27 protein-coding genes, 1 tRNA gene and 1 pseudogene are annotated in these 26751 nt (G+C 48.5%); 21 read left to right on the top strand and 8 right to left on the bottom strand.

Annotated elements, in window-relative coordinates; translation table 11 throughout:
- Nucleotides 1–60 precede the first annotated feature (60 nt).
- On the top strand, nucleotides 61–2859 hold the full coding sequence (gene secA, locus IQ217_RS05915; protein ID WP_194019260.1) for a preprotein translocase subunit SecA: 2799 nt from the start codon (nucleotides 61–63) through the stop codon (nucleotides 2857–2859).
- A 93-nt stretch (nucleotides 2860–2952) separates the two neighbouring features.
- On the opposite strand, the gene IQ217_RS05910 is transcribed toward secA, so the two are convergent.
- Together IQ217_RS05910 and IQ217_RS05905 are read right to left on the bottom strand one after the other, a co-directional pair.
- Nucleotides 2953–3612 carry an MBL fold metallo-hydrolase gene (locus IQ217_RS05910; protein WP_194019259.1) on the bottom strand — a complete coding sequence of 220 codons (660 nt, stop codon included), beginning with the start codon at nucleotides 3610–3612 and terminating at the stop codon, nucleotides 2953–2955.
- A 100-nt stretch (nucleotides 3613–3712) separates the two neighbouring features.
- A complete protein-coding gene (locus IQ217_RS05905; RefSeq protein WP_190598545.1) occupies nucleotides 3713–3934 on the bottom strand; it encodes a hypothetical protein in 222 nt (73 codons plus the stop codon).
- 225 nt (nucleotides 3935–4159) lie between these two features.
- On the opposite strand from IQ217_RS05905, the gene IQ217_RS05900 reads away from it, so the two are divergent.
- Entirely contained in the window at nucleotides 4160–4963 is an 804-nt protein-coding gene (locus tag IQ217_RS05900) for a PspA/IM30 family protein (RefSeq protein ID WP_194019258.1), read from the top strand.
- 398 nt (nucleotides 4964–5361) lie between these two features.
- Here the strand turns inward: IQ217_RS05900 and rpsN are convergent, their stop codons facing one another.
- From rpsN to IQ217_RS05885, 3 genes are all read right to left on the bottom strand, one after another.
- Complete coding sequence (gene rpsN / locus IQ217_RS05895; RefSeq protein WP_190598547.1) at nucleotides 5362–5664, bottom strand: 30S ribosomal protein S14; 303 nt, start codon at nucleotides 5662–5664, stop codon at nucleotides 5362–5364.
- A gap of 98 nt (nucleotides 5665–5762) precedes the next feature.
- Nucleotides 5763–5835, bottom strand: a tRNA-Arg gene (locus tag IQ217_RS05890).
- Nucleotides 5836–5889: 54 nt separating this feature from the next.
- On the bottom strand, nucleotides 5890–6981 hold the full coding sequence (locus tag IQ217_RS05885) for a pentapeptide repeat-containing protein (protein WP_228023950.1): 1092 nt from the start codon (nucleotides 6979–6981) through the stop codon (nucleotides 5890–5892).
- Between the two features lie 228 nt (nucleotides 6982–7209).
- On the opposite strand from IQ217_RS05885, the gene IQ217_RS05880 reads away from it, so the two are divergent.
- The 15 genes and pseudogenes from IQ217_RS05880 to pheS all read left to right on the top strand — a co-directional run bounded on the left by IQ217_RS05880 (nucleotide 7210) and on the right by pheS (nucleotide 20986).
- Nucleotides 7210–8220: a PstS family phosphate ABC transporter substrate-binding protein gene (locus tag IQ217_RS05880; RefSeq protein ID WP_194019257.1), complete on the top strand. Its 1011-nt coding sequence runs from the start codon at nucleotides 7210–7212 to the stop codon at nucleotides 8218–8220.
- Nucleotides 8221–8382: 162 nt separating this feature from the next.
- Entirely contained in the window at nucleotides 8383–9522 is a 1140-nt protein-coding gene (gene pstS, locus IQ217_RS05875) for a phosphate ABC transporter substrate-binding protein PstS (RefSeq protein ID WP_190598549.1), read from the top strand.
- Nucleotides 9523–9611: 89 nt separating this feature from the next.
- Nucleotides 9612–10571, top strand: coding sequence for a phosphate ABC transporter permease subunit PstC (pstC, locus tag IQ217_RS05870; RefSeq protein ID WP_194019256.1), 960 nt, complete (start codon nucleotides 9612–9614; stop codon nucleotides 10569–10571).
- A 70-nt stretch (nucleotides 10572–10641) separates the two neighbouring features.
- The gene (gene pstA / locus IQ217_RS05865; protein ID WP_194019255.1) at nucleotides 10642–11505 is read left to right on the top strand and encodes a phosphate ABC transporter permease PstA; all 864 of its coding nucleotides are present in this window, start codon (nucleotides 10642–10644) and stop codon (nucleotides 11503–11505) included.
- A 25-nt stretch (nucleotides 11506–11530) separates the two neighbouring features.
- Complete coding sequence (gene pstB, locus IQ217_RS05860; RefSeq protein ID WP_194019254.1) at nucleotides 11531–12340, top strand: phosphate ABC transporter ATP-binding protein PstB; 810 nt, start codon at nucleotides 11531–11533, stop codon at nucleotides 12338–12340.
- A 152-nt stretch (nucleotides 12341–12492) separates the two neighbouring features.
- Nucleotides 12493–13293 (top strand): phosphate ABC transporter ATP-binding protein PstB, encoded by an 801-nt coding sequence (gene pstB / locus IQ217_RS05855; protein WP_194019253.1) that lies wholly within the window; start codon nucleotides 12493–12495, stop codon nucleotides 13291–13293.
- 93 nt (nucleotides 13294–13386) lie between these two features.
- The gene (locus IQ217_RS05850; protein ID WP_190598554.1) at nucleotides 13387–13875 is read left to right on the top strand and encodes a thioredoxin domain-containing protein; all 489 of its coding nucleotides are present in this window, start codon (nucleotides 13387–13389) and stop codon (nucleotides 13873–13875) included.
- A 190-nt stretch (nucleotides 13876–14065) separates the two neighbouring features.
- Nucleotides 14066–14893 (top strand): cytochrome c biogenesis protein CcdA, encoded by an 828-nt coding sequence (locus IQ217_RS05845; RefSeq protein ID WP_190598555.1) that lies wholly within the window; start codon nucleotides 14066–14068, stop codon nucleotides 14891–14893.
- Nucleotide 14894: 1 nt separating this feature from the next.
- Entirely contained in the window at nucleotides 14895–15452 is a 558-nt protein-coding gene (locus tag IQ217_RS05840; protein ID WP_190598556.1) for a sigma-70 family RNA polymerase sigma factor, read from the top strand.
- A 4-nt stretch (nucleotides 15453–15456) separates the two neighbouring features.
- Nucleotides 15457–16260, top strand: coding sequence for an anti-sigma factor (locus IQ217_RS05835; protein WP_194019252.1), 804 nt, complete (start codon nucleotides 15457–15459; stop codon nucleotides 16258–16260).
- A 343-nt stretch (nucleotides 16261–16603) separates the two neighbouring features.
- Complete coding sequence (locus IQ217_RS05830; RefSeq protein ID WP_194019251.1) at nucleotides 16604–17989, top strand: cation:proton antiporter; 1386 nt, start codon at nucleotides 16604–16606, stop codon at nucleotides 17987–17989.
- A gap of 309 nt (nucleotides 17990–18298) precedes the next feature.
- Nucleotides 18299–18481, top strand: coding sequence for a hypothetical protein (locus IQ217_RS05825; RefSeq protein WP_228023951.1), 183 nt, complete (start codon nucleotides 18299–18301; stop codon nucleotides 18479–18481).
- A pseudogene (locus IQ217_RS19360) lies at nucleotides 18465–18860 on the top strand (PIN domain-containing protein). The gene IQ217_RS05825 and the pseudogene IQ217_RS19360 overlap by 17 nt, the downstream one beginning before the upstream one ends.
- 326 nt (nucleotides 18861–19186) lie before the next feature.
- Nucleotides 19187–19789 (top strand): low-complexity tail membrane protein, encoded by a 603-nt coding sequence (locus IQ217_RS05815; protein WP_194019250.1) that lies wholly within the window; start codon nucleotides 19187–19189, stop codon nucleotides 19787–19789.
- 201 nt (nucleotides 19790–19990) lie between these two features.
- The gene (gene pheS, locus IQ217_RS05805) at nucleotides 19991–20986 is read left to right on the top strand and encodes a phenylalanine--tRNA ligase subunit alpha (RefSeq protein ID WP_194019249.1); all 996 of its coding nucleotides are present in this window, start codon (nucleotides 19991–19993) and stop codon (nucleotides 20984–20986) included.
- A gap of 13 nt (nucleotides 20987–20999) precedes the next feature.
- Here pheS and IQ217_RS05800 read toward each other — a convergent pair whose 3' ends face one another.
- The gene (locus IQ217_RS05800) at nucleotides 21000–21329 is read right to left on the bottom strand and encodes a hypothetical protein (RefSeq protein ID WP_194019248.1); all 330 of its coding nucleotides are present in this window, start codon (nucleotides 21327–21329) and stop codon (nucleotides 21000–21002) included.
- A gap of 88 nt (nucleotides 21330–21417) precedes the next feature.
- Here IQ217_RS05800 and IQ217_RS05795 point away from each other — a divergent pair, with 88 nt between their 5' ends.
- Both IQ217_RS05795 and IQ217_RS05790 read left to right on the top strand, forming a co-directional pair.
- Nucleotides 21418–22122 carry a hypothetical protein gene (locus IQ217_RS05795; protein WP_194019247.1) on the top strand — a complete coding sequence of 235 codons (705 nt, stop codon included), beginning with the start codon at nucleotides 21418–21420 and terminating at the stop codon, nucleotides 22120–22122.
- Nucleotides 22123–22290: 168 nt separating this feature from the next.
- Nucleotides 22291–23034, top strand: coding sequence for a P-loop NTPase family protein (locus tag IQ217_RS05790; protein ID WP_194019283.1), 744 nt, complete (start codon nucleotides 22291–22293; stop codon nucleotides 23032–23034).
- A 17-nt stretch (nucleotides 23035–23051) separates the two neighbouring features.
- On the opposite strand, the gene IQ217_RS05785 is transcribed toward IQ217_RS05790, so the two are convergent.
- Nucleotides 23052–23741, bottom strand: a complete 690-nt coding sequence (locus tag IQ217_RS05785; protein ID WP_420826668.1) for a 4'-phosphopantetheinyl transferase family protein — start codon at nucleotides 23739–23741, stop codon at nucleotides 23052–23054.
- 129 nt (nucleotides 23742–23870) lie between these two features.
- On the opposite strand from IQ217_RS05785, the gene IQ217_RS05780 reads away from it, so the two are divergent.
- Entirely contained in the window at nucleotides 23871–25172 is a 1302-nt protein-coding gene (locus tag IQ217_RS05780) for a homoserine dehydrogenase (protein ID WP_194019246.1), read from the top strand.
- 164 nt (nucleotides 25173–25336) lie between these two features.
- Nucleotides 25337–26338: an NAD-dependent epimerase/dehydratase family protein gene (locus tag IQ217_RS05775; protein ID WP_194019245.1), complete on the top strand. Its 1002-nt coding sequence runs from the start codon at nucleotides 25337–25339 to the stop codon at nucleotides 26336–26338.
- On the opposite strand, the gene IQ217_RS05770 is transcribed toward IQ217_RS05775, so the two are convergent.
- Entirely contained in the window at nucleotides 26335–26736 is a 402-nt protein-coding gene (locus IQ217_RS05770) for a phosphomannose isomerase type II C-terminal cupin domain (RefSeq protein ID WP_190598566.1), read from the bottom strand. The genes IQ217_RS05775 and IQ217_RS05770 overlap by 4 nt on opposite strands.
- Between the last annotated feature and the right edge of the window lie 15 nt (nucleotides 26737–26751).

Here is a 26751-nt window from a genome sequence, read left to right as displayed (position 1 = left end):
CATAAAAGGACGATCGCCCCACCCCACCTATCTGACTTCCCCTAGACTTCCTAAACTCCCATGTTAAAAGCCCTCTTCGGTGATCCTAATACTCGTAAACTGAAAAAATTTCAGCCCTACGTGGCGGAGGTCAACCTCTATGAAGAGGACATTGAAAACCTGTCCGACGACGAGTTGAAGCATAAGACTGTCGAGTTCCGGGAGGCGTTGGACAAAGCCCGCAGCGATGCGGAAACAGAAGAAATTTTAGATGAAATTTTGCCGGAGGCCTTTGCTGTTGTTAGGGAAGCGGGGAAACGGGTACTGGGCATGCGTCACTTTGACGTGCAACTGTTGGGGGGGATCATTCTCCACAAAGGGCAAATTGCGGAAATGAAAACCGGGGAAGGGAAAACCCTGGTGGCTACCTTGCCTTCCTATTTGAATGGTTTAACGGGGAAAGGGGTCCATGTGGTGACGGTGAACGACTACCTAGCCCGGCGGGACGCGGAATGGATGGGACAAATCCATCGCTTTTTGGGCTTAACGGTGGGTTTGGTGCAATCCGGTATGAACCCGGAGGAAAGGAAAAAGAATTACGGTTGTGACATTACCTACACCACCAACAGTGAATTGGGGTTTGATTACCTGCGGGACAATATGTCCACGTCCATGATTGAAGTGGTACAGCGCCCCTTTAACTTTTGCATCATTGACGAAGTCGACTCGATTTTAATTGATGAAGCCCGTACTCCCTTGATTATTTCTGGCCAAGTGGAACGGCCGACGGAGAAATATTTGCAAGCTTCAGAAATTGCCGCTCAGTTACTTCCGGAAGAACATTACGAAGTGGACGAAAAACAACGTAATGTCTTGATGAATGACGAAGGTTTTGAAAAAGCAGAACAACTATTAAAAACCAACGATCTATTTGATAAAAACGATCCCTGGGCCCACTATATTTTCAACGCTATCAAAGCGAAGGAATTATTCCTTAAGGATGTGAACTACATTGTCCGTAACGGAGAAGTTGTGATTGTGGATGAGTTCACCGGCCGGATTATGGTGGGTCGCCGTTGGAGTGATGGCCTACACCAGGCGATCGAAGCGAAGGAACGGGTGGAAATCCAAAAGGAAAGCCAGACATTGGCTACCATTACTTACCAAAACTTCTTTCTGCTTTATCCTAAACTTTCCGGCATGACGGGGACAGCCAAAACAGAAGAAACGGAATTGGAAAAGGTTTATAACCTCCAGGTGACCATTACCCCCACCAATCGCCCTTCTAGTCGTCAGGATTGGTCTGATGTGGTCTATAAAAACGAGGAGGCAAAATGGAAAGCGGTGGCCCTGGAGTGCGAAGAATTACATGAACAGGGTCGCCCCATCCTGGTGGGGACTACCAGTGTGGAAAAGTCGGAGGTTATTTCCCGGCTGTTACAGGCCAGCGGCATTCACCACAACCTGCTCAATGCTCGCCCAGAGAATGTGGAACGGGAATCAGAAATTGTCGCCCAAGCAGGAAGAAAGGGGGCGGTGACCATTGCCACCAACATGGCTGGTCGAGGTACAGATATTATTCTGGGGGGTAATGCGGATTACATGGCCCGCCTGAAAGTGCGGGAATATTTGATGCCTAAAATTGTCCGCCCCGAAGATGATGAGTTGGGGGCTGGAGTAACAGGTTGGGTGAGCGGTCGAGAAAAACCCCAGGGCTTTGGTAACCAAAATGGCAAGAAAAAAGTCAAAACCTGGCAGGTTTCTCCAGATATTTATCCCACTACTATTAGCCAAGAAACAGAAGATCTGCTCAAAAAAGCGGTGAAGTTTGCGGTGGACCAGTACGGTCTGCAAAGTCTAACAGAACTGGAAGCAGAAGACAAATTGGCGATCGCCTCGGAGAAGGGGCCCACCGATGATCTGGTCATTCTCAAACTGCGGGAAGTTTACAACCAAATTCGCCGGGAGTATGAGGTACTGACTTCGGCGGAACATAAAGAGGTGGTTGAGCTGGGGGGATTACACGTTATTGGTACAGAGCGCCATGAATCCCGTCGAGTAGATAACCAACTGCGGGGCCGGGCTGGTCGCCAAGGGGACCCCGGATCCACTCGCTTTTTCCTCAGCTTGGAAGATAACCTCTTGCGCATTTTTGGCGGCGATCGAGTGGCGGGGCTGATGAACATGTTCCGGGTGGAAGAGGATATGCCTATTGAATCGAAAATGCTCACCGGTTCTCTGGAGGGGGCCCAGAAGAAGGTGGAAACCTATTACTACGACATCCGTAAGCAGGTGTTTGAGTATGACGAAGTGATGAATAACCAGAGGAAGGCCATTTATGCAGAGCGGCGACGGGTATTGGAGGGACTAGACCTGAAGGAACAGGTATTGGTCTATGCCGAAAAAACCATGGATGAAATCGTCGATGCCTACGTTAATCCGGAATTACCCCCGGAGGAATGGGACGTGGAAAATATGCTCGATAAGGCTAAGCAATTTGTCTATCTGCTCGAAGACTTAACGGTGGAAGACTTGGGAGATATGACCGTGTGGGAAATGAAAACCTTTTTCCATGAAGAAGTCCGCAAAGCCTATGATCTCAAGGAGAACCAGGTGGACAAAGTGCGTCCCGGTTTAATGCGGGAAGCGGAGCGATATTTCATCCTGCAACAGATTGACAATCTCTGGCGGGAACACCTCCAGTCCATGGAAGCGTTAAGGGAGTCCATTGGTTTGCGGGGTTATGGACAAAAGGATCCCCTAATTGAATATAAACAGGAGGGTTATGAAATGTTCCTGGAAATGATGATTGATATCCGCCGTAACGTGGTTTATTCTCTCTTCCAGTTCCAACCCCAGCAACAACCCCAAGCCGTTTAACCCCAATGCTTGCAAAATTTTTTGGGGGAGAGGGGACCTAGACAAACGCTATTTCCCCGGTCTGATTGGGTGCGTAGATAGTTATCGGCTCCTTCAGACCTTTGCCTGAAATTCGCTGAGCATTGATTCCAGTGCGTTGCTTGGATTCAAGCACCAGTCTTCCCCCCGCAAATAGCCCACATTCCCCCCCGGGCAAACCGCTCTCAGGGGTAGATTGTTTTCATCCAGATGGCGATAAATTTTTTCCACACTGGCTTGCTGGCGGGGCCAATGGAACGTTTTTGTCTGCCGTAGTGCTCTTAAGTGCCCCTCTCCATTCGGCAGTAAATGACGGCCAGTGAAAAGAATGCCGCCGTTTTCTCCCCAGTAATAGCAACTCGTACCGGGGGAATAGCCGGGAGTCCAGATGGCTGTGAGAGATGGGGCGATCGCCAATTTTTCCCGAAATCGACAAACTTTTACCCCTGGCAATAGGTAAGCTTCCTGTTCCTGCACCACCACCTGACAGCCCAACTTCTCCTGAATTGTTTTGACTTTGGGACCATGGCCATCCCGATGGGTAAGGCATAGCCAGCGTACCGGGCCCTGTTGTTCCAACCACTCTTCAATGTCTTGATGCCAAGCCGGACAATCGATCAACACATTACCTTCCCCGGTGGTTAATAAATAGGCAGTGCCCCCTAGGGTGTCCCGGTTGGGAGCAAAACGGTACAGATTGGGCAGAATTTGACGGGGTAATTTGGCGATCGCCATGGAAAAATAGGTTACGTGTAGGGAATAATGACGGAAGAATTTAGGGGCTAGAGCAAAATCTTGCCAAGAGATTAGGGGTACTGTTTAAGTTCAAGCCCAACTACTTTAATTGCTCAAGTTGTTTTTCCCTCATTTCACTGGGCTTTTTGATTTTTGGTTTAGGGGCCGCCCCTAACAATTTTTGATTAATTTGTTCCCTGGTGTTTTTGCTGTAGCTAGCCCAAGGATCGGGCAAGAACATATCACCGATGCTAATAAACGCCAGACCAGCAATCACCGCTGGAATGGCAAGAGAGCGCAAAATTTTGAATAGACTCGCCATAACGCTATGCCTCCACCATCAAACATTGATTGGACTACCTGTGTCTCCATTGTAGGGTAGGGCACCAGGGCGAAAGCGACAAAACCAACTCCAAGGCTGTCTAGTGTCTGCGGGCTTGGTTTAAACTGGATCAACATAGGGCCAACTCCTTAGTCCCCCTTATGCGGACTTCTGTACAGACCCCCATTCGTTAACCCCCAGCGATTTTGAGAGGATAAGTAAGACATGGGATTATTTGACCGTCTAGGCCGCGTCGTCCGGGCTAACCTCAACGACCTCGTCAGTAAAGCTGAAGATCCAGAAAAAGTGCTGGAACAGGCCGTAATCGATATGCAAGAAGACCTGGTGCAACTCCGCCAGGCCGTTGCTCGCACGATCGCCGAGGAAAAACGAACCGAGCAACGTCTTCACCAGGACACCCAGGAAGCAAAAAAATGGGAAGACCGGGCAAAATTAGCCCTGACTAATGGGGAAGAAAATTTGGCCAGGGAAGCTCTGGCCCGTAAGAAAAGTCTGACGGATACGGCGGCGGCATACCAAACCCAGCTGGCTCAACAAAAGACCATGTCGGAAAATTTGCGGCGCAATTTGGCGGCCCTAGAAGCAAAAATTTCCGAAGCAAAAACCAAGAAAAATATGCTACAAGCCAGGGCTAAGGCGGCCAAGGCTAATGCTGAACTACAGCAAACCCTGGGAGGCATAGGTACCAGCAGTGCCACCGGTGCCTTTGAACGAATGGAAAACAAGGTATTGGATATGGAAGCCACCTCCCAAGCCGCGGGAGAGTTGGCCGGCTTCGGCATCGAAAATCAATTTGCCCAGTTAGAGGCTAGCAGTGGGGTAGAAGATGAGTTGGCGGCCCTGAAAGCTTCCATGTCAGGTGGTGCATTACCTGGAACTTCTGCCGCTACGCCCCAACTTGAAGCATCCCCGGTTGATTCTTCTGTGCCGGCCAATAATGCAGGCCAAGATGATGCGGTGATTGACCAGGAATTGGATGATCTACGGCGTCGATTAAACGATCTGTAGGTCAGGCATTGGGCCCATTCCCACCCCCGTGTCATTACAGTTTGAGCAAAGGAAAACTTAACTGGGCGAAAACCTCATTGGTAAATCGTCCAGTTTCTTCCATTTCAATCCCCAGCAAAATAGTGGTTGATTGACGCCCAAAGGCGATCGCCGTTGAGATGCTTCCCTACAATTCCTGGGGAGATTAACTGAAATTGATTAGGCTTTACTGGTCAATACAAGTTGGCGACAAAAGCAAAAAATCCCCACAAAGTTGACACTGGGGGAAATTGCAAGATTGATAATCAAAATTTAAAGCAGCAACTCTAGTTACTGCGGTTAGACAGGCCAGGGCTAATCCCCATAAGTTATAAAAATGCGGATTAGCTCAAACAATTCTGCTGGCCATATTCAGAAAACTACCAGCTAGATTTGGTCACACCGGGTAGAAGGCCTTGGTGGGCCCATTCCCGCAGCACATTGCGGCAGAGGCCAAAATCCCGGTAGTAAGAACGGGGACGACCTGTGACTTTACAACGGTTGCGACGACGATTGGGGGCACTATTGCGGGGTAAATCCTGCAATTTTTGGTGAACAGCTAATTTGTCTTCTAGGGTTTCAGCTTGACGGAATTCTTCTTTGAGCGCTTCCCTTTTAGCAGCATACTTTGCTACCAAGCGGCTACGACGCTTATCCCGCTCGATCATGGATTTTTTTGCCATCGGGGTTTAACTTTATTTCTTTAGTCTAAAATTGAGCAATCCCCATTGTATCACACAGCTTGGGGAAGAGAAGAGGGAAAAAGGTTGATGAAATTAAACGAACACGGAGGGATTCGAACCCCCGACCCTCAGGACCGGAACCTGATGCTCTATCCACTGAGCTACGTGTCCACAATAAACAACTTGCTGATCTCCTACCCTTAGGGAAATAAACCAGACCAGCTATCAGCGTAACATTTCCTGCACCGATTCGGAAGCTAACTGGGCCCCATTTTCCAACAACCAGGCTTGTTGACTGGCGGTGAGCCCTGGATTGTCGCCAAAATGCAAGTTTTCTACCCTTGCCCCGCTGAAATTGACGTTTTGGAGAGTAGCTCCCCGTAAATCCGCTCTCCTTAGGTCTGTGCCGATTAAATTTGCCACGGCTAAACTACTCTTGCGGAAGTCCCCCTGATGAAGGTTTGCTCCTTCAAGGTAGGCTCCACTCAGGTCTGCCCCTCGAAAGTTAGTGCGGCGGAGATCGGCATTGCTCAGGTCGCTATCTGTAAGAATGGCTCCCCGGAAATTGCTGTCCATTAGTAGGCTGTTACTAAGGTCAATGCCGTTGAGGTTAGCGCCCACGAATTTGCCGCCGGCCAAGTCCCGTTGCGGGTCCAAACCGACCAATTTTGCCAGAGCAAGGCAATCTAAATGGGGAGAATCAATGACCAAACCCAGGCGATCGCCAAGGTTACTGGTGTTTGCTTCGGTTAGGGTTTGATTATTTTCGATATCGTACAGAGGTTGCCAGGTAATTTGAGGATCAGCATCAGCTGACTTGGCCAAGAGCCATTGACCCCAACAAAGGGCCGGAGCTAGGTAAGTTTCCGCCAAAAATTTCGCCAATAGGCGATCAGCAATGGCCAACTGATTCGGACTCAAATCCGGTGGCCAAAGACCTTGGGTTTCGGCGATCGCCACTTGCTGAGCATTCGCTTTGACTACCGCTTGCAGTCGGCCCCATGGTTCAGTTAGGGCAATTTCAATATTGACGGTTTGGGGAGCAACACTCTCCGAGGTAAAAATTATCTCCTCAGAATTGAAGAAGTTTTGCCCATGGTCGGTGGTTGCACCTTCGGTCTGGACCGTTAAACCGACGCCCCGCAGCCAAAAACGTAGTTTCCCTCCCAACAGTGATAACCATTGGCCATTGGGTTGGGGAGTTAAAGTCAAAGCCAGATGTCCCTTCTCCCCCTGGGGATGCCAATGGAAATCCGCCCCTAAGGCCATCGCCGTAGCATGGGGGTTGGAAATTTCGCGGGGGGAAAAGGTCGCCATAGTCACAGAAATCAGCTTTTTTCTCAAGTCTAGGTTAATCGGGGCAAAAAGTCCCCTGGACGGACGCTAGGGCAAACACTGAACGGCTTAATCTTTAACCAAACCTTTACTAAGGCTTAACCTGCAACCACACTAGGCAACCTTAATATAAAAAAATGTTGATGGATGCCCTAAAGCCACCGTCAACGGCTAATCAAAATCGACCACCCTGGGGGCGGAGAAGTAAGAATGCTTGATTTACGTCGATTGAGCCGGGGCATTGTCCCTGTGGCTTTGCTCTTGCTGGGAATTTCTGCCTGTACACCATCCCAGACGAGCCAACCGATCGCCATTGATGGTTCTAGTACGGTTTATCCCATTACTGAGGCGATCGCCAAAGAGTACTCTGCAGGGCAGAATGCAGTGGCAATAACAGTGGAATTTTCCGGTACGGGGGGCGGTTTTAGGTCTTTTTGCGAAGGGAAAACAGACATCACTAACGCTTCTCGTCCCATTAATAGGGAAGAGATGAAATTATGTAATGACAACCAAGTGAGGTATGTGGAATTGCCCATTGCTTTTGATGCTATCACCGTAGTTGGTAATCCGAAAAATGATTGGCTCAATAGTTTAACCGTAGAAGAACTGAAGCGCATTTGGGAACCCGCCGCCGAGAAGACTCTGACCCGCTGGAACCAGGTCCGGCCTGAATTTCCTGACCAGCCCATTAATCTTTATTCCCCTGGTGAGGATTCTGGTACCTTTGACTACTTCACCGAGGCGATCGTCGGTCAAGCTGGAACTAGTCGTCTTGATAGCTTAAAAAGTGAAGACGATGAAATTTTGGTGCAGGGCGTTGTCCAAGACCTTTATTCCCTAGGCTACTTTGGTTTTGCCTACTACGAAGCCCACACCAATGAGTTGAAGGCGATCGCGGTGGATGCGGGCAAAGGCCCGATTCTGCCCTCCCGGGAAACGGTGGAAAAATCTGAGTATCAGCCCCTATCCCGTCCCTTATTTATCTACGTCAACGCGACCAAAGCCCAGGAAAATCCTGCCCTGCGAGAATTTGTGGATTTTTATCTGGCCAATGCCCCTGCCACCGCTACCAAGGTTGGTTACATTCCCTTGCCGGAGGAAGCCTATAACCTAGGCAAAATTAGCTTCAACAAAGGAGAAGTAGGCACAGTCTTTGATGGCAAAAGTGTAATGGATCTCACAATTGGGGAGTTGTTGAAGAAACAAGCCTCCTTTGAGTGATAAGCAAGTGACGGGACTATCAGGGGGCAAGTATGAGGAATTGCAAACAAAAAATCCGAATTCTATAGACCTTAACCTTGCCTTTACCATGGTCTGGCTTAATGACTGTATCATGAGCAACTGTTTAGCCAGATTATACAAATCCGCGTCGAGAACACATCAATGACTACTTTCAAGCAAATTAAAAAGTTGTCCAAGCATTTAGTGCCCACAGCTTCTGTCCTGGCACTGACTGTTGGTCTGGCGGCCTGTGGTGGCGGTGGTGGTGGTGACACAGCCCAAACCAGTGGTGGCGAGTCTACTGCCGCCGATGCTTTTGCCAATAAAGTTTCCTTGACCGGTGCCGGTGCTAGTTTTCCCGCTCCCCTCTACCAAGGTTGGTTTGTGGCCCTGAACCAGGCCGTTCCCAATCTGGAGGTCAACTATCAATCCGTGGGTAGTGGCGCCGGGGTAGAGCAATTTATGACTAAAACCGTGGATTTTGGTGCCAGTGACGTGGCCATGGATGATGAAGAAATCGCCAAGATCAATGGTGAAGTGATTATGTTACCCATGACCGCCGGTAGTATTGTGATGGCTTACAATCTGCCTGGAGTTGAAGGGCTGAAGTTATCCCAAGAAAACCTCGCGGCCATTATGTTAGGCAATATCACCACCTGGAATGACCCCAAACTGGTGGCCGATAACCCCGATGTAACCTTGCCCGATCGCCCGATTACGGTGGTGCATCGTTCCGATGGTAGCGGTACAACAGCAGTTTTCACCATGAACTTGGCCGCCATGAGTCCCGAATTTAAAGAGACCATCGGCGAAGGTAAAACCGTAGAGTGGCCCACCAGTAAAGGTAAGTTCATTGGTGGTAAAGGCAATGAAGGGGTGACCGCTGCCATTCAGCAAAATGAAGGAGCCATTGGCTACATTGAGTATGGCTATGCCAGCAACAATAACCTGACCATGGCTAGCTTGCAGAACAAGGATGGACAGTTTGTGGTGCCCACCGATGCGAATGCTTCGGCGACCTTAGCGGCGGTGGAATTACCAGAAAACCTGCGGGAATTTATCACTAACCCCGCTGGGGCTGAGTCCTATCCCATTGTGACCTACAGTTGGATGTTGCTTTATCCCCAGTACGCTGATGCGGAAAAGGCCAAGGGCATAGAGGCAATGGTGGAGTTTGGCTTGAATGAAGGTCAAACCATGGCCCCTGCTTTGGGCTATGTACCCCTGCCCCAAAATGTACGGGAAAAAGTGGCCGCCGCCGCCGATAAAATTTCCCCGGATTACACCATTACCCTCAAGTAATTTGATCTCAAATGCTGGGTGGGGAGGCGATCGCCATTGTTAATGCTGATCTTCCTTCCCATTTGCCTTTCCCATTTCCCCATTTTTCCATGACCACCGCGCCCGCGCCCTATTCCCGGACCAAGCCCCTGGCTTCCCGCTCCAATCTTGAGAAGAATTTGGAGAAGGCATTTAAGTATCTCACTTTAGCCTTTGCCGTTAGTATTGGTCTCATTTTGGTGGCGATCGCCTTACTGATTTTTTCCCAGTCGTTGCCAGCGGTTAAAACTTTCGGTCTCGGCTTTGTCACCAATAACACTTGGAACCCGGTCACCAGCCAGTATGGAATCCTTGCCATTATGGTGGGTACTTTGGTCAACTCCAGCTTGGCTTTACTGCTGGCCATTCCCCTCGGCATAGGGACAGCACTGTTTTTAAGTGAGGATTTTATTCCCGCTAAGATCCGCACTGTTCTGACATTTATGGTGGAGTTGCTAGCGGCTATTCCCAGTGTGGTCTATGGGTTGTGGGGCATTTTCGTCATTATCCCCCTGATTAAGCCGGTGGGAATGTGGTTGAACGAATATTTTGGTTGGATTCCTTTATTTAGCACCAAGCCCGCTGGTCCCGGTATGTTACCCGCCAGTATTGTGCTGGCCATTATGATTTTGCCTATTATTACGGCGATCGCCAGGGATTCTTTGGCTTCATTGCCACCGGAATTGCGACAGGCTTCCCTGGGACTGGGGGCCACCCGTTGGGAAACTATTTTTCGGGTGCTAATCCCGGCGGCGTTCTCCGGCATTGTGGGGGGTATCATGTTGGCCCTAGGGCGGGCCATGGGGGAGACCATGGCGGTGACCATGATCATTGGTAACTCCAATCGCCTCAGTTGGTCGTTGTTGAACCCGGCGAATACCATTGCTTCCTTGTTGGCCAACCAGTTTGCCGAGGCTTCAGGCATGCAGGTTTCTGCGTTGATGTATGCGGGTTTTGTACTTATTGTTCTGACTTTCATTGTCAATGTTTTGGCCGAACTGATTGTTAACAAGGTTAAGGCCAAGTATTAGTTTTACCTGAAATTATTTTTGCTTAGTATTCCGTTTTGATTATTCCCTTCGGCCCTGGCCGCCCAAATCCATGACCGCCGTTAATCTCAAAAAGAAAAAGTCTGACCTGAGAACCCTCTTTGGTAACTCCATGACCGCCATATCGGGGGCTTGTCTATTGGCCACCGTTATTCCCCTGTTCGCGGTGTTGATTTTTGTCGCTATCCAGGGTTTCCGTAGCATCAACTTAAACCTCTTTGTGAAACTGCCTCCGGCCCCTGGTTTAAGCGGTGGCGGGGTGGGCAATGCCATCATCGGGACTTTCATAGTGGTGGCGATCGCCACGGTAATTTCCGTGCCCATTGGGGTGTTGAGTGCTGTCTACCTTTCAGAATTCAGTGGTGACAACCAAATTGCCAGGGCGGTGCGTTTTGCCACTAACCTGTTGAGCGGTATTCCCTCCATTATTGCGGGGGTATTTGCCTACGGTGCTCTGGTAGCTTCTCGTTTATTTGGTTTTTCTGCTATTGCCGGGGGAGTGGCCCTAGCGGTGTTGATGTTACCCACCATTATCCGTACCACGGACGAGGCGTTGCAAATTGTGCCCCAGGAAATTCGTTGGGCGGCCCTAGGGGTGGGAGCCTACCGCTATCAAACGGTTTTGTTTGTGGTTTTGCCTGCGGCCCTCTCCTCCATCATTACCGGGGTAACGTTGGCGATCGCCAGGGCGGCCGGAGAAACAGCGCCATTGATTTTCACTGCTCTGTATTCCAACTTCTGGCCCCGGGGATTAAAGGAACCCATCGCCACCCTCGCTGTATTGGTTTATAACTTTGCCTCGGTGCCCTACAAATCCCAGCAGGAACTGGCCTGGGCGGCCTCGTTATTGCTGGTGTTTTTGGTGCTGATTACCAACATCACAGCACGGTTCTTTACTCGGAAGAAGGCTTATTAGATACTGATTAAATTAGGAATCCACCATGAATGAATCCCCCGACAAGTTATTAACACACAGTCTGCCTGTGTTTACTGTTCAAAACCTTGATGTTTATTACGGTAGTCACCGGGCAGTGCGGAATGTTTCTATGGCCATTCCCAAAAATAAAATTACTGCTTTCATTGGCCCCTCTGGATGCGGTAAAAGTACCATTCTGCGTTGCTTTAATCGTCTCAATGACCTGATTGAAAGTTTCCGTTTAGAGGGCAAGGTTTGCTACCACAACCAAGACCTCTATGCCCCTGACATTGACGTCACGGCGGTGCGCAAGAACATTGGCATGGTGTTCCAAAAGCCCAACCCTTTTCCCAAAACTATTTTTGACAACGTGGTTTATGGCGCTAGGGTGAATGGCTACAAAGGCAATTTAGAAGAATTGGCTGAAGATTCTCTGCGGCGGGCGGCCCTCTGGGATGAGGTGAAGGATAAATTAAAAGCCAGTGGCTTTTCCCTTTCCGGTGGTCAGCAACAACGCCTCTGCATTGCCCGGGCGATCGCCATGCAACCAGAAGTGCTGCTAATGGATGAACCCTGTTCTGCCCTGGACCCCATTTCCACCCTCAAGGTGGAAGAGTTGATGAATGAGCTGAAGCAGAACTACACCATCATCATCGTTACCCACAACATGCAACAGGCCACCAGGGTGGCAGACTATACTGCCTTTTACAATGCTGAAGCCACGGAAAAAGGTAACAAAGTGGGCTACCTAGTGGAATTTGACCAAACGGGGAAAGTATTTGGCGATCCCCAAGAGCAGGAGACCAAGGATTATGTTAGTGGTCGCTTTGGTTAAATTGTCTGCTCCCCTTTATTGGTAGATTTTACCTCCATCGCAAGTTGGGCGCTTCACTCAGTCAAACTTTAAAAGCTTGGGGCTTTAGAACTGCCCAAACCTCTCTGTTATTAGCAACCAATTATTTTTAAATCTTAAAGAGGACATTAGTTATGGTAGTTTCCAATGGCGTGGCCACCAAGGGGGTGTTAGAAGCCCAGGGTGTTAACGTTTACTATGGCTCCCACCTGGCAGTCAAAAACTGTAATATTGCCATTCCCGAAAGGCGAGTAGTGGCCTTCATTGGCCCCTCCGGTTGCGGCAAGAGCACCATGCTCCGTTGTTTCAACCGCATGAATGACCTGGTGGCGATCGCCAGGGTGGAGGGACGCATTACCTACCATGGTGCGGATATTTATGCTCCCACAGTGGACCCGGTGGGTTTACGTTGTTCCATTGGCATGGTGTTCCAAAAGGCCAATCCTTTTCCCAAATCCATTTACGAAAACATTGCTTGGGGCGCAAGGCTCAACAACTTTCAAGGGGACATGGACGAACTGGTGGAAACTTCCCTGCGACGGGCGGCCCTCTGGGACGAGGTGAAGGATAAATTAAAGGCCAGTGGCTTTTCCCTTTCCGGTGGGCAACAACAAAGGCTTTGCATTGCCCGGGCGATCGCCGTTCAGCCGGAAGTAATTTTAATGGATGAACCCTGTTCTGCCCTCGACCCCATTTCCACACTGAAAATAGAAGGCTTAATGCACGAGCTAAAAGAGCAATTCACCATTGTGATTGTGACCCACAATATGCAACAGGCTTCCCGAGTTTCGGACTATACTGCCTTTTTCAATGTGGAATCAGTGGACAGGGGTGCTAAGGTCGGCAGCCTAGTGGAGTATGGCCCCACGGAAGAAATTTTTCAAAATCCGATGCAGGAGTCCACACGGGATTATGTCAGTGGTCGTTTCGGTTAATTAAATCTAGTTGGTGAAATTCTGAAATTAAATTAAATCCAAAAGCCGGGTCAGACGTGTATAGAAAGTGAACCTTACATTGAGGAACTTTCTGTGCAAACTGCCCCATCCTTTTTAACTTCTACTTTGGCGATCGCCTTCCTTGGTGGTGCCCTTGGTATGGCTTCGGTGAGCCTTTCCTCTCCCCAGGTCAGCGTTGCCCAAATGATGCAGACCCAGGCCCCCAAACCCCTAGCTCCTTCCCTCCAAGGCAAACCAGTGGTGGTGGATATCTATGCCACTTGGTGCCCCGGTTGTCAGACCATTGCCCCTACCCTTAGCCAATTGAAGAAGCAGTACCAGGGAAAAGTGAATTTTGTGGTACTGGATGTCTCGGACAAAAACACGACAAAAATGGCCGAAACCAAAGCCAAGCAGTTGGGGCTCACGACTTTCTTTGATGCCAATAAGACCCAAACCGCCACCGTCGCCATCATCGATCCCGCCACCGGCATGGTTATTCAACAATTTCGTAAAAATGCCAATGCCTCGGACTACACCAAGGTAATTGATGGGGCAATCTCCAGAATGGCAAAAAAATAGTCGATGCCGAGGGCGTTAATCTTTAAATGCCCTCCTTTCTTTTGGCGTAACTTTACCCGTTTTCCGACCTAGGATCACTTAAGCTCTAGCAACTTTAGGAGCTTCGCAAAAATATTTCCTCTCCACCGGGGGCGAAGTTGGTTTGGCCGGCCTCTGCTTTGCTCCTTGATAACCAAATTCTGGAATCGCCATGTTAAACCGTGCCCGTCGTTACTTTTCCCCCACGGCCCCCTGGACGTTTTGTCTGATTTTATTTCTTGGGGCCCTGTCCTTAGTTGTGCTCATCCATCAATGGGGGCCCCTGACAGCAGGGTTGGATCATTTCATTGCCGCCGTTGAAAATCATTACCAGCAATGGTTTGACCAGCAAAATACTAGTAATCCCCTGATATTGTTACCCCTGGCTTTTTTCGGGGGACTGCTAGCTAGTTTTTCCCCCTGTATTTTGGCTTTGTTGCCAGTGAATCTGAGCTATATTGGCACTCTCCAAGTCACTTCCCGCCGCCAAGCCCTGGTCAAAGCTAGTTTATTTGTCTTGGGTACGGTGATTGTGCTCAGCTTATTTGGCTTAGTTTCCGCCTTTGCCAGCGCCGTTATTGTGGATTTCAAGGGTTACGTCCATTTGGCGATCGGGACCATTATTCTGGCCATGGGATTAAGTTTTGCTGGGCTAATCCACTTACCCTTACCCCGGACCCAAATTAGTTTGCCCGTGGCCGGGCCCCTAGGGGTGGGCATGACCTTTGCTTTGGTGAGTTCTCCCTGTGCCAGTCCGGTATTATTTGCCGTGTTGGCCGCTGCTTCTGCCACCGGTTCCCAGAGCCTAAGTGTGGTGACCATGGTTTTCTATGCTCTGGGTTACACCGCCGTTATTTTCCTAGCTAGCTTGTTCACTGGTCTGATCAAACAGAGCCGGACTTTATTAAAACACTCCTACTGGGTTACGGGACTTGGTAGTGCATTCCTGATGTTGGCGGGGGGATATTATCTGCTCACGGGACTGGGTTGGTTTTTCTAATATGCAAGTTGTGGTGCAGGATGACGGAGAAATTATGGCGGCGGCGCAACGGGGAGATTCCTTGGCCCTCGGAATTCTCTATAACCGCTACGGTGCAGTGGTTTATCGTTTAGCTCTGCGGATACTGCAACGCTCCCAGGATGCGGAGGATTTAACCCAGGAAATTTTCCTTGGCTTAGAAACCACTACTCCCTATAACCCCCAACGAGGAAATCTACTCAATTTTTTGCTGACCCTCACCCGTTCCCGGGCCCTGAACCGAATTCGCCAAGGTCAGAGTCGGGGGCGGCTTTTAAAAGCTTGTCAACACAACCATTTAACGAATGTTCCCAATTTACCCATGGAAAACGCTGCTTTGTCTGAGATGTCCCAACGGGTAGCGTCCGCTTTGGAGACCTTGCCCCCTAACCAACGGCAGGTGTTGGAGCTGGCTTACTATGAAGGGCTGAGTCAGTCAGAAATTACCCAAAAATTGGCCATTCCCCTCGGTACGGTTAAAAGTCGTTCTCGTCAGGGGTTATTAAAGCTGAAAAATTTATTACAGGATCTTGTGGAGTGAACCGATGGAATCCCTAAACCCGATCGCCGTGCAGGAATTATTGGCGGGCTATGTGCTAGAAGATTTAACCCCAGCGGAGCAGGCCCAGGTGGAAGAAATGTTAAGTCAAAATCCGGCTTTAGTACAAGAAGTTGAGCAACTGCGGGCCACCCTCAACCTTTTGCCCTTGGGACTATCTTCCGCCGACGTCCCCCCTCCCCTATTACTTTCCCCATCTCCGGTTAATCAGTTTTCTCCATCAGTAATTAAATCCACCCCCAAGTTTCCCTGGGGAAAAATTGCTTTGGGCGGTTTACTAGCCACGGCGATCGCCGGTTTAAGCTGGCAAAATTATCGACTACATCAACAGCTAGCCACCATTGAGCAAACTAATCAGACATTGCAACAGGTGCTTGATTCCCAGGGGGACCAACAACAAACCCAACAATTATCGACCTATCGCCAGGTTGTCAACCTTCTCCAGGAACCGAACCAAAACTTTTTGACCCTGCGGGCCACCCAGGCCACATCCCAGGCCACAGGCAGTTTAATTGTGGGGGCGGAAAGTGCTTCTGCCCTACTAGTGCTGAAGGATGTCCCCCCGACTACGGATGGCAAATTTTATCAACTTTGGGCTGTGATCGATGGCAAAAAAGTACCATGTCGTTCCTTTCTACCCAATGCCCAAGGGGAAGTTTTGCTAGAGATTCCTTTTGAAAAATGGTTTTCCGCCTCGGAAGTGATGGTCACCGAGGAAAAAGAAGGCTCTCTTCGTCAACCCCGGGGGGAAATGGTGATCCAGGGCCAGCAAATGCCTTTCCAATCTTGAAGTGAGGGCATTTGGCAAAACTAAAATCGCTTGCCTCGCAGCCTTTTATCAGCCTCTTTATTTCTAGACTTAAACAAATTTAAGGATAGGATTATCGTGCTAAGTCAGTCTACTAAAATCCGTACTCAAACAAGGGGGGTATTTAACTGCGACACCTCAATTTTTCAGATGAATTTCAAAAGCAAGAATTATAGTTAATGGTAACTTCTATTGACCTTTGCCCCTGGTCTGGAGTGAAAATATCTATCTTAATGAATGGTTTGGATTATATTTTCAGAGTCCTACGCCACTAAAAATTGGGGAGCTTTTGCCTTATCCTGCTTAGAGATGACATCCAATGTAAATGTTTATGAACCCATTGCTCCCTCCCCTGTGGCCAATGATTGCCACCGCCGTAGAAACAGAAACGGAAATAGCTCCATTGGTATTGGCCGGGGTGCTCCTCAGCCTGGTGGTAGTCTATTTTGCTAGCAAGTTGGGCGGGGAAGTTTGTCTCCGACTCAATCTGCCGCCAGTGCTAGGAGAATTGGTGGGGGGCGTGTTAGTGGGGGTTTCTGCCCTGAAACTATTGTTATTTCCCGAAGGAGGCCTGGCCCCCGAAGATTCCCTGGTTATTCAACTGTTGATGGGGTCGGCAGATTTATCCCCAGAAGCGGCCGCATCGGTCTTCAGTGCCCAGAGTGAGGTAATCTCGGTCATTTCTGAGTTGGGGGTCATTATTCTCCTATTCGAAATTGGTTTGGAGTCTAACCTCAAGGAACTGATTCGGATGGGGCCCCAGGCGGCGATCGTGGCAGTGGTGGGGGTAGTAACTCCCTTCAGTTTAGGCACCATTGGCCTGATGACCATTTTTGGGGTGGCGGCCATTCCAGCAATTTTTGCCGGGGCAGCCCTAACGGCCACTAGTATTGGTATCACTGCAAAGGTATTAGCGGAGATTAACCGCCTAAGTTCCAATGAAGGCCAGATCATTATTGGGGCAGCAGTGTTGGACGATATCCTCGGCATTATTGTGCTGGCGGTGGTGGGTAGCTTGGTAAAAACTGGGGAAATCCAAATCAGCAATATCATCTACTTAATCCTTAGTGCCACCGGTTTTGTGGTGGGTTCGATTTTAATTGGTCGCCTGCTCAGTCCCTTCTATGTCAGCCTAGTCAACCGCATGAAAACCAGGGGTCAGTTGCTTCTGGTATCCATTTGTGTGGCATTTGTGCTTTCCTACATTGCCCAAATTGTCCAGTTAGAGGCGATTTTGGGTTCCTTCGCGGCGGGGTTAATCCTGGCTGAAACGGAAAAGCGGGAAGATTTGGAAGAACAAATTTTGCCCCTGGCGGACTTTTTCGTGCCAGTATTTTTTGTCTGTGTGGGGGCTAAGACGGATGTCAGTGTGCTCAACCCCGCTGTGCCTGCTAACCGAGAGGGTTTGATTATTGCCGCCTTTTTAATTGTGGTGGCGATCGTGGGTAAGGTGGTTACTGGTTTCACCCTGTTTGGTAAGTCGGAATTGAACAAATTGGCGATCGGGGTGGGTATGATTCCCCGGGGAGAAGTTGGTCTAGTTTTTGCTGGGGTAGGGGCCGCCAGTGGAGCTTTGGATCCGGCCACCGATGCCGCCATTATTGTGATGGTCATTGTTACTACGTTTGTGGCTCCCCCTTGGCTACGGGCTGTATTTGAAGGGGCTAAAAAGGAGGAAGCTCAGGAAAAGCCGGTTCCCACTCCAGAGTAATTAATAATTAATCGCAACCCAGATTTATCCTAGATTTATTTTTATCCCCGAGGCTTCTCTGGTAAGCTTTTCGGGGGTTCTCAGTTTGGGGAGGAATCCTTGCTAGAATCATGGTTGACCAGCATGATTAAACTAATTTTCAATATTGCTGAGATCAAGTTTTAATTAGACCCATCAGAGCAAAACTGAATAGTCTTGAGTAATGCCAAGGCATTACTAGTGGATTACAGGGAAATGTTTTGAGTATCCTATAAGAGTAAGTTTATGGAGACCCTAATTACAGAAGAAGTTATCAAATAATTAAGGGCTATGCCTCAGCATTTGCAATGGCAGGTAGTGGAATTTGTTCAAAGACTAAAAGAAACACAAATTCAAGGAACACCAGGACAACAATTGTTACATTTTGCTGGCTCTATTAACGCCGAAGATCTTCAGTTAATGTGTCAAGCTATTAAACAAGATTGTGGACAGATTGATGTCGATCAATGGTAAGTTTTTGCTTGATACAAATATCATTATTGCTCTTTTTGCGGATGAAATAATGGTGAAGAAAAAGCTTGTTACAGCCAATGAAATTTTTATTCCAAGTATTGTCATTGGTGAATTGTGTTACGGTGCCAGAACATCCGGAAGAGTCCAAGCCAATTTGGAAAGAGTGAGTAAATTAGTTGCCAATGGCACAGTATTATCCTGTGACGCTGAAACAGTCTGGTAATATGACAAAGTTAAGCATAAGTTAAAACTCAAAGGTCGTCCATTGTCGGAGAATGATATTTGGACTGCCGCCCTTGGACTACAACACAATATGATTTTAATAACAAGGGATGCTCACTTTCAGGCGATAGAAAATTTAGAAGTAGTGGCGTGGTAAAAACATGCCGAAATACAATTTAAACTCGACTCATCAAAATAAAACTGAGTGGCCTTGAAGTTAAACTTAACGGTTGGTGTACTTATTAAATTCGTCAGTCTTGACAATCTTAAAAAAATAAACTGGCTTCTGGGCGATGCTAAGAGCCAGTCGACCTGAAAAAACTAAAGGCTAGTTAGAGCAATCACTGTGACCACATTCTTCCAATCAGTATTTCCAAGAACTTTAGAAAAATGACCTGGTCCTAAAGCTCGAAGCCAGGGCAGTTTGGTATTATTGAACACAGTGCAGTACGACTACCAGACTACCAGTTAGGCATTAAAATCATGGGCGCATCTTTTCGGGCAGAACCATTTCTCTGGATTCATTTGGCGGGGATTGTGGTGGTGCCGTTGGCCCTCCTGACCATGATGCTGGGTTTAGCGCTGGGGACGCCCTTTTCTGTTTATGGTGTGGAACTGATTTTCTTGATTGCAGTGGGCTGGTTGCCGGTAATGGTGATGCAATGGTTTAAGCCCTTTGAGATTTTCAGTTTGCTGATCATTGCCCTGCGCCCCGATAGTTTGAGGGAAGACCAACTGCGGATTTTAAGTTTGTTTAAACGGGGCCAACAACGGTGGATTACTTTGCTGGGGGGACTGATTGGCCTTGGTTTATTGTGGTTGGTTTATTACTATGCCCCGATCGCCTATCCTTGGGTAACGGATTTGCCCCAAATTCGTTTGGCGGGCCTTGGGCTGGGGGCGATCGCATATTTGATGGCCAATTTATTTTTGCAGGTGCCCCTGAGTGTGCTAGGGGTATTATCCACAAGCCAGACTAATTTTGCTGAGGCCACTCCTCTGGAAGCGAATGAGATCAAACAACAGTTCACCATTCCCGGCATTAAGTTACGGCAAATTCCTTTGGTGCCCAGAATTGAGTCCTGAGGGGCGAGAATTTCCGTTCTCCGTTGGGTTAGAATCGGTAGCGGGCAATTTTCCTGGGATTAGGCCACGTTGGTCTTGACCATGGCCAAGGGAAAAACCATAGTCCCCTGTTGATTAACCTGACCAGCGGTAATCAGTATTTGATCCATCTCTATTAACAAGGCCTTTGCTAGGGCAAAATTACGAGACCCATATTTTTCCATGACTATTTCTTTGGAAGCCGATTTAAAATCCCTACAACAAGCTGCCCAGGCGGCGATTAACGGTTGTGACGACCTGGATGGGTTGGACAAATTGCGGGTGCAATACTTGGGGAAAAAAGGGGAATTGTCCCTCATCCTGAAAGGTATGGGCAAACTTTCTGCGGAGGAAAGGCCAATCCTTGGGGCGATCGCCAATGAAGTGAAGGAAGCTTTGCAACAGGATTTGGAATGCCGCAAAACTAACCTCCAAAATGCAGAGATCGAGGCTCAGCTAGCAGCGGAAACTTTGGATGTGACCATGGCGGGCAGTTACCGTCCCCAGGGCCGTCGCCATCCCCTCAATAGCACCGTTGACCGCGTGTTGGATATTTTTGTTGGTTTGGGCTACACCGTCGCCACGGGGCCCCAGGTGGAAACGGATTATTACAATTTTGAAGCGTTAAATATTCCTGCTGACCACCCGGCCCGGGATATGCAAGATACCTTCTTTCTGAAAGATGGTCGTCTGCTGCGTACCCACACTTCCCCGGTGCAAATTCGTTACATGGAAAAGCATGATCCCCCCATTCGCATTGTCGCCCCCGGCCGGGTTTATCGACGGGATACGGTGGACGCTACCCACTCCGCTGTGTTCCATCAGGTGGAATTACTGGCGATCGATAAAGGTTTAGCTTTTACCCATTTGAAAGGCACCATTCAAGCGTTCATCAAGCAAATGTTTGGGGAAGCGTTGCCGATCCGTTTTCGGGCTAGCTACTTTCCTTTCACCGAACCCTCGGCGGAAGTGGATGTGCAATGGCAGGGTAAATGGCTAGAGGTGATGGGCTGTGGCATGGTGGACCCCAACGTTATGAAGGCAGTGGGCTATGACCCAGAGGTTTACACTGGCTTTGCGGCAGGCTTTGGGGTGGAGAGGTTTGCCATGGTGCTACACCAAATTGACGATATTCGCCGGCTTTATAACAGCGACCTCCGCTTCCTGCGCCAGTTTTAAGGTTAGTTAACTCTTAACGCTGGGGAACATTGAGAGAGGGCGGTGTTGATCTAGGCGCAGATTCCACACAGGAATGGGTATCTTTAAGCACCATTCTCAGTAGTAAAGCCTGAATTACCAACAGGCCGCAGGCGGCCCCTATGAGTAAATACCAGTACTGCCAAGCCAGTTTTCGCAAGGTTTGGGCCACTGCATCAGCAATGATTCTTTCCAAATGATCGCTGGTCAATTCTTTATGGACAATTTTTTCTAGCTGCCCATAGAATTTATCGGTGGTCTGACGCACTGTTTCGTTGACTTGATTACTAATGGCCGTTTCTACTTTGTGGAGGGGATTTTCCATGGTTTCAGAGTACTAGAGAATTATTTTGTAATGTGGTCTGATTTCAAAAAAAGAATATAATCAAAAAACTTACAAATTGGGATAAGTCATGCTGAACAAGCTCTCTCACCGTATTTTGTGCAACAGTTTATTATTGAGCACAATAAACTTTGGCCTAGCAGATCCAGCCTTATCAAATGAATATATTGAATCGGATAAATATCCTGAAGGTGAATGGACAACAATTATTAGCAATGACTATGAAGTCATAAAAATAAAAAATGGCAGTATTACCGGAAATAGTAACTCAAAATCCGGTAGTTTCGCTACTTTTTCTACCGAAAATAACCAAACGAAAGTACTTGAGTCAACGGGGCGCTTAAATCTTGAATGTGATGGGAAACCATACAATTCTTGGAATACAAAAAGCATTAATTTCACCTATTATCAAGATTACCAAGCCTCCCCCACTAGTCAAAATAGCTATAATATCTACTATATTCTAATGCATAAGCTATACCCTATCAAGCATTATATTTGTGATGATATTAATCCTAATTATTTAAAAGTTGGTATGGCAATGAAGGATGTGAGAAAGCTATTAAACAGCGATGGATTTGAAATCTTTAACAGAGATGCTGAAGATGATGAGAACTTTACTACAGGGCCTATCTGTGATGACGATAAAAAATGTGAGTTACACGGAAATAACGCAGTGACACGTATCTATTTTCAAAATAGACAAACTGGTGCAACCATTGTTACTGGCAGTGTTAATTACGAACTCTATACTGCGAGTTTTTCTGAATTTTAAAAATATAATGACTACAAACTAAATAGATTTATTCGCTTACTAAAGCTCCAGCAATGATGGGGAAATTTGAAGTAGTTTTTTGCCAAATCTGGGAGGCTTTTCAAACACATTCTTGAATCCTAGGCTAAAATGACTAGACTATGAGAAACCTAATTCAGAATTAAAATTATGACTCATCTGGCTTTCAAAAAATATTTATCGTACTCTGCCTTGATTGCCTCAGTGAGCGTTGCTTGCGTAAGCACTACTTTAAGCCAGCCAGCTCTCGCTCAAGTTTCGATTGCGGGAGACTGGAGTAGTTCTTGGGGAACTGTAAGATTGTCTCAAAATGGCACAAGTGTTTCTGGCTATTATGCTAAACCGGACCAACTGTTAGAAGGCTCTATCTCAGGCAATGTCTTGTCTGGATACTGGACGAAAAATATGTCAGCTCGTCGTTGCACAACCTCCCGTAACGGAAGCTTTTATTGGGGACGTGTTCGTTTAGTTTTTAATGATTCCACATTTGCGGGGGACTGGGGGCATTGTGGTGATGAACCTACAAAAAAATGGACGGGAAGTCGTTCGAGTCAAAGCACTGCAAGTACGCCATCTGTGCCGCCGGTGGCTTCTGTGACTTCTATTGGCGGGAACTGGACTAGTTCTTGGGGAAATATAAGCCTGAATCAAAATGGGGCAAACGTCACCGGGTACTATGCCAAACCCGACCAACAGTTGGAAGGCACTATGTCGGGCAATATCTTGTCTGGATACTGGACGAAAAGTAGTTCGGGCCGTCGTTGCACAACCTCCCGTAACGGAAGCTTTTATTGGGGGCGTGTTAATTTGGTTTTCAATGGTCCCACATTTTCCGGGCTCTGGGGATATTGTGGTGATGAACCAACAAGAAATTGGTCAGGCAATCAAGTCTAAGCAGTTGAGGGAATGAGTCAAATTGTCGAATTCCCAATGAAACCTGCCGGATTTCGCCAGGCGATCGCCATCCAATAATTATCGTTGCTCCCTTGATCCGCTAACAAAGCTTGACTAGATAATCGCCAATGGTTTGTCTCTCCGCTATCCGGTAAGTACTGATATTTAGCTAAATTTTTGCCTGGTATAACTTGATTCAAGCCACCGCTAATACCCTGCCCTGTAGCTTTTAAAAATGCCTCCTTCGCTGTCCAAAGTTGGTAAAACAGTTTAGTTCTTTTTTCCCCCTCTAAACTTTCCAATTGCTGAACTTCCTGGGGAGCAAAAAAACGCCTTGCTAATTTTAAGCAATGGGGTTTAGGGAGCATAATTTGCAAATCAACTCCAACTTCTCCCTCTGCACTGACACCAATCAGGCCATAATTCCCGCTGTGGGCGACGTTAAACCATGGCGATCGCCGTTCCCTGTCCACTAACTCCGGCTTACCTTGGGAGCCATAGGTGAACTGTAATTGCTGGGGCAGACAATTAAGGTGACGGCCTAGGAGTATGCGTAACGCCAGGCGCATGGTCAAAAATCGCTGCTTATCCCGGGGCTGTTGATAGCGTTCACTGCGGGCTATTTCTTCAGGACTTAATAGGGTTTGATAACCGGAAGGAAGGAGGCGATCGGTGGGACAAAGCCAAATCTGGGGCTGGTGGGACACAGGTCGGTGTAAAAGGTATTAAAAAAACAGTAAAGAGGTTTTGTTATTCTTCTCCATCCCCAAGTCCAGATAGAATGGGGAGCCGATCGCCAGTAACCTAAAGAAAGGAAAGGCAACGGGAGGAAAATTGTGACAGTTAAAATTGGTTTACTTGGTTTAGGCACCGTCGGCACCGGCACAGTGGAAATTTTGCAGGAGCCCCAGGGTCGTAGTCCTCTGCTCAAAGCGATTGAGATTAAAGCAGTGGGGGTGCGTTCCCTCGATAAGCCCCGTCAGGTAAATTTGCCGCCGGAGGTGTTGACCACCGACCTAGAGACCATTGTCACCGATCCCGACATTGCCATTGTGGTGGAATTAATGGGGGGACTGGAACCCGCTAGATCCCTCATTCTCCAGGCGATCGCCCATAAAAAACACATTGTCACCGCCAACAAAGCGGTCATTGCCCGTTACGGCCCGGAAATTTATGAAGCGGCCAATCAACACGGCGTTTACGTTCTGCTAGAAGCGGCGGTGGGGGGCGGCATTCCCATCATTAAACCCCTCAAACAATCCCTGGGGGGCAATCGCATCGAAAGTATTGTCGGCATCCTCAATGGCACCACCAACTATATCCTTTCCCGCATGACCAGTGAGGGAGCAGATTTCGACGAGGTGTTAACAGCGGCCCAACAATTAGGCTATGCCGAAGCGGATCCCAGTGCCGACGTAGATGGGTTGGATGCGGCGGACAAAATTGCCATCCTTGCGTCCCTCGGTTTTGGTGGCCGGGTCAAACGGGAAGATGTGGCCTGTGAAGGCATTAGATCCGTCAGTGCGGTGGACATTGCCTACGCCGATCGGCTGGGCTTTGTAATTAAACTTTTGGCGATTGCCGACGGTAATGCAGGGGAAAACTCGGAAGCCTTGCAACTGCGGGTTCATCCGACTTTAATCGCCAAGGCCCATCCCCTGGCCAGTGTTAATGGAGTTTATAACGGTGTATTGGTAACAGGAGATCCCCTGGGACAAGTGATGTTCTACGGTCGGGGAGCGGGAGCCGGGCCCACCGCCAGCGCCGTCGTATCCGATGTGATCAATATTGTCGGTATTATCACCAGCAGTGACGAAAATCCGGCCCTCGATCCCCTGCTTAGTTGCACCCACCAACATTACTGTCAGGTGTCTTCCATTGAAGACCTAGTCACCCGTTTTTATTGCCGCTTCCTTTGTGCCGACGTACCGGGGGTGATTGGCCACCTTGGTATGGGCTTTGGTAACCACGGGGTGAGTTTGGAATCCCTGGTGCAAATTGGCTTTACCGACGGCTGTGCAGAAATTGTGGTCGTCACCCACGATGTGCGGGAAGGGGACTATCGGGCTGCTCTGGAGGAAATCAGCCAACTGGAAGCTGTGAAGGAAATTCCCAGTGTGATCCGGGTGCTTTCCTAGGAGTTTTTTTCAAACGTATCCCTACCCAAAATTTGGGGGAAATTTAGTCAAAATTCTCCAGTATGGCCGGAGTTTTAATGGGTCGATTTAGCGGGCAAAGTCAAATTTTGTCAACATCAACAGGCTCTTAAGCTGAGCAAAATTAATTTATTTCCGGGGAGTGTATGGTTATGGCTGGTTTAAAACGAATTTTTATCACTGGGATCAGTGGTTGCATTGGGCACTATTTAGCGGATGAATTAATCCAGGGTACAGACCATGAACTATTCCTACTGGTGAGAAATCCAGATAAGTTACAGTTTGACCCCAAGCTGAGGAGCAATATCCATTTAATCCCCGGTGACATGGGCAATATTGAAGCCCACAAAGATCTCCTACAAACCATGGACTGCGCCATTCTCATTGCCACCAGTTGGGGCGATCGCCAGGAGACCTACAACATCAACGTGGTCAAAACCCTGACCTTGATCAATTTGCTCAACCCAGAACGATGCGAGCAGGTAATTTATTTTTCCACCGCCAGCATTTTGGGCAGCCAAGGGCAACCATTACCAGAAGCCGGAAGTTTGGGTACTGATTATATCCGCACCAAATATCTCTGCCATCAAGCTTTAGAACCACACCCTATTCCTCCGGTGGAAGTCGCTCCCATCAGCGAAGCCATGGCCAATAAAATCACAGTGGTTTATCCCACCTTGGTCTTTGGCGGTGAATCCGGTAAACCCTATTCCCACCTTTCTGGAGGATTGGGGGAAATTTTACGCTGGTTACCTCTAATTCGCTGGTTCCGGGCCGATGGTAGTTTCCACTTTATCCACGGTAGAGACATCGCTCGGGTGGTGGCCTATTACGTTGGCCATCCCCCTGGAGCCAGAATTGATGTGGTGTTAGGTAATGAACCGCTCACTGCCACGGAGGGCATTCGCCAAGTTTGCCAATATCACCACCAAAAAATTTACTTCCAAATTCCCCTTTCCCTCACCCTGGCCAATATTTTTATCAAGCTGTTCCGCATTCAAATGGCGGACTGGGACCGTTTTTGCCTAGATTATCGCCACTTCACCTATCCCGATCCCGTTGCCCCGGCCCAACTGGGTTTACCGGCCCATTGCCAAACCATCGCTGAATTGATGGCCGTTAGTCCCAAACCCACTGCTCGCCATTAGCCCCGGGCATAGTCATCTTGAAAACGGATAATATCGTCTTCCCCTAGGTATTCCCCGTTTTGCACCTCAATTAGGACTAACTTAATTACCCCAGGGTTTTCCAGGCGATGGGCAGTGCATTGGGGCACATAGGTGGACTGATTTGGTTCCAATAGTTCTTCCTTGTCTCCACAGACGATGCGAGCGGTGCCGGATACCACAATCCAATGTTCACTGCGGTGGTGGTGCATTTGCAGGCTGAGACGATGCCCCGGATTCACCTCAATGCGTTTGATTTTGTAGCCGTTGCCCTCCTCCAGGGTGGTAAAGGAGCCCCAGGGCCTAGTTTCCGTGGGCAAGTGACCGGGGGGAGTAGCAGTTGGGGACAGGGATGGGGTGGATAGGGAAGTGACAACCATTAATCTTTTTCCTCA

It is taken from the genome of Synechocystis salina LEGE 00031 (genome assembly GCF_015207985.1).
GTDB classification, from domain to species: Bacteria; Cyanobacteriota; Cyanobacteriia; order Cyanobacteriales; family Microcystaceae; genus Synechocystis; species Synechocystis salina.
The sequence above is the reverse complement of the archived record's forward strand: the minus strand, read 5'-3'. Positions and strand labels throughout refer to the sequence as shown.

Coding starts and splice junctions, on each gene's coding strand:
- IQ217_RS05775 (WP_194019245.1), top strand. CDS start 25,337: ATGGTTATGGCTGGTTTAAAACGAATTTTTATCACTGGGATCAGTGGT.
- pstS (WP_190598549.1), top strand. CDS start 8,383: ATGACTACTTTCAAGCAAATTAAAAAGTTGTCCAAGCATTTAGTGCCC.
- IQ217_RS05825 (WP_228023951.1), top strand. CDS start 18,299: ATGCCTCAGCATTTGCAATGGCAGGTAGTGGAATTTGTTCAAAGACTA.
- rpsN (WP_190598547.1), bottom strand. CDS start 5,664: ATGGCAAAAAAATCCATGATCGAGCGGGATAAGCGTCGTAGCCGCTTG.
- secA (WP_194019260.1), top strand. CDS start 61: ATGTTAAAAGCCCTCTTCGGTGATCCTAATACTCGTAAACTGAAAAAA.
- IQ217_RS05795 (WP_194019247.1), top strand. CDS start 21,418: ATGCTGAACAAGCTCTCTCACCGTATTTTGTGCAACAGTTTATTATTG.
- IQ217_RS05830 (WP_194019251.1), top strand. CDS start 16,604: ATGTTTATGAACCCATTGCTCCCTCCCCTGTGGCCAATGATTGCCACC.
- pstA (WP_194019255.1), top strand. CDS start 10,642: ATGACCGCCGTTAATCTCAAAAAGAAAAAGTCTGACCTGAGAACCCTC.
- IQ217_RS05790 (WP_194019283.1), top strand. CDS start 22,291: ATGACTCATCTGGCTTTCAAAAAATATTTATCGTACTCTGCCTTGATT.
- IQ217_RS05835 (WP_194019252.1), top strand. CDS start 15,457: ATGGAATCCCTAAACCCGATCGCCGTGCAGGAATTATTGGCGGGCTAT.
- pstB (WP_194019254.1), top strand. CDS start 11,531: ATGAATGAATCCCCCGACAAGTTATTAACACACAGTCTGCCTGTGTTT.
- IQ217_RS05845 (WP_190598555.1), top strand. CDS start 14,066: ATGTTAAACCGTGCCCGTCGTTACTTTTCCCCCACGGCCCCCTGGACG.
- IQ217_RS05800 (WP_194019248.1), bottom strand. CDS start 21,329: ATGGAAAATCCCCTCCACAAAGTAGAAACGGCCATTAGTAATCAAGTC.
- pstC (WP_194019256.1), top strand. CDS start 9,612: ATGACCACCGCGCCCGCGCCCTATTCCCGGACCAAGCCCCTGGCTTCC.
- pstB (WP_194019253.1), top strand. CDS start 12,493: ATGGTAGTTTCCAATGGCGTGGCCACCAAGGGGGTGTTAGAAGCCCAG.
- pheS (WP_194019249.1), top strand. CDS start 19,991: ATGACTATTTCTTTGGAAGCCGATTTAAAATCCCTACAACAAGCTGCC.
- IQ217_RS05900 (WP_194019258.1), top strand. CDS start 4,160: ATGGGATTATTTGACCGTCTAGGCCGCGTCGTCCGGGCTAACCTCAAC.
- IQ217_RS05815 (WP_194019250.1), top strand. CDS start 19,187: ATGGGCGCATCTTTTCGGGCAGAACCATTTCTCTGGATTCATTTGGCG.
- IQ217_RS05910 (WP_194019259.1), bottom strand. CDS start 3,612: ATGGCGATCGCCAAATTACCCCGTCAAATTCTGCCCAATCTGTACCGT.
- IQ217_RS05840 (WP_190598556.1), top strand. CDS start 14,895: ATGCAAGTTGTGGTGCAGGATGACGGAGAAATTATGGCGGCGGCGCAA.
- IQ217_RS05880 (WP_194019257.1), top strand. CDS start 7,210: ATGCTTGATTTACGTCGATTGAGCCGGGGCATTGTCCCTGTGGCTTTG.
- IQ217_RS05770 (WP_190598566.1), bottom strand. CDS start 26,736: ATGGTTGTCACTTCCCTATCCACCCCATCCCTGTCCCCAACTGCTACT.
- IQ217_RS05885 (WP_228023950.1), bottom strand. CDS start 6,981: ATGGCGACCTTTTCCCCCCGCGAAATTTCCAACCCCCATGCTACGGCG.
- IQ217_RS05905 (WP_190598545.1), bottom strand. CDS start 3,934: ATGGCGAGTCTATTCAAAATTTTGCGCTCTCTTGCCATTCCAGCGGTG.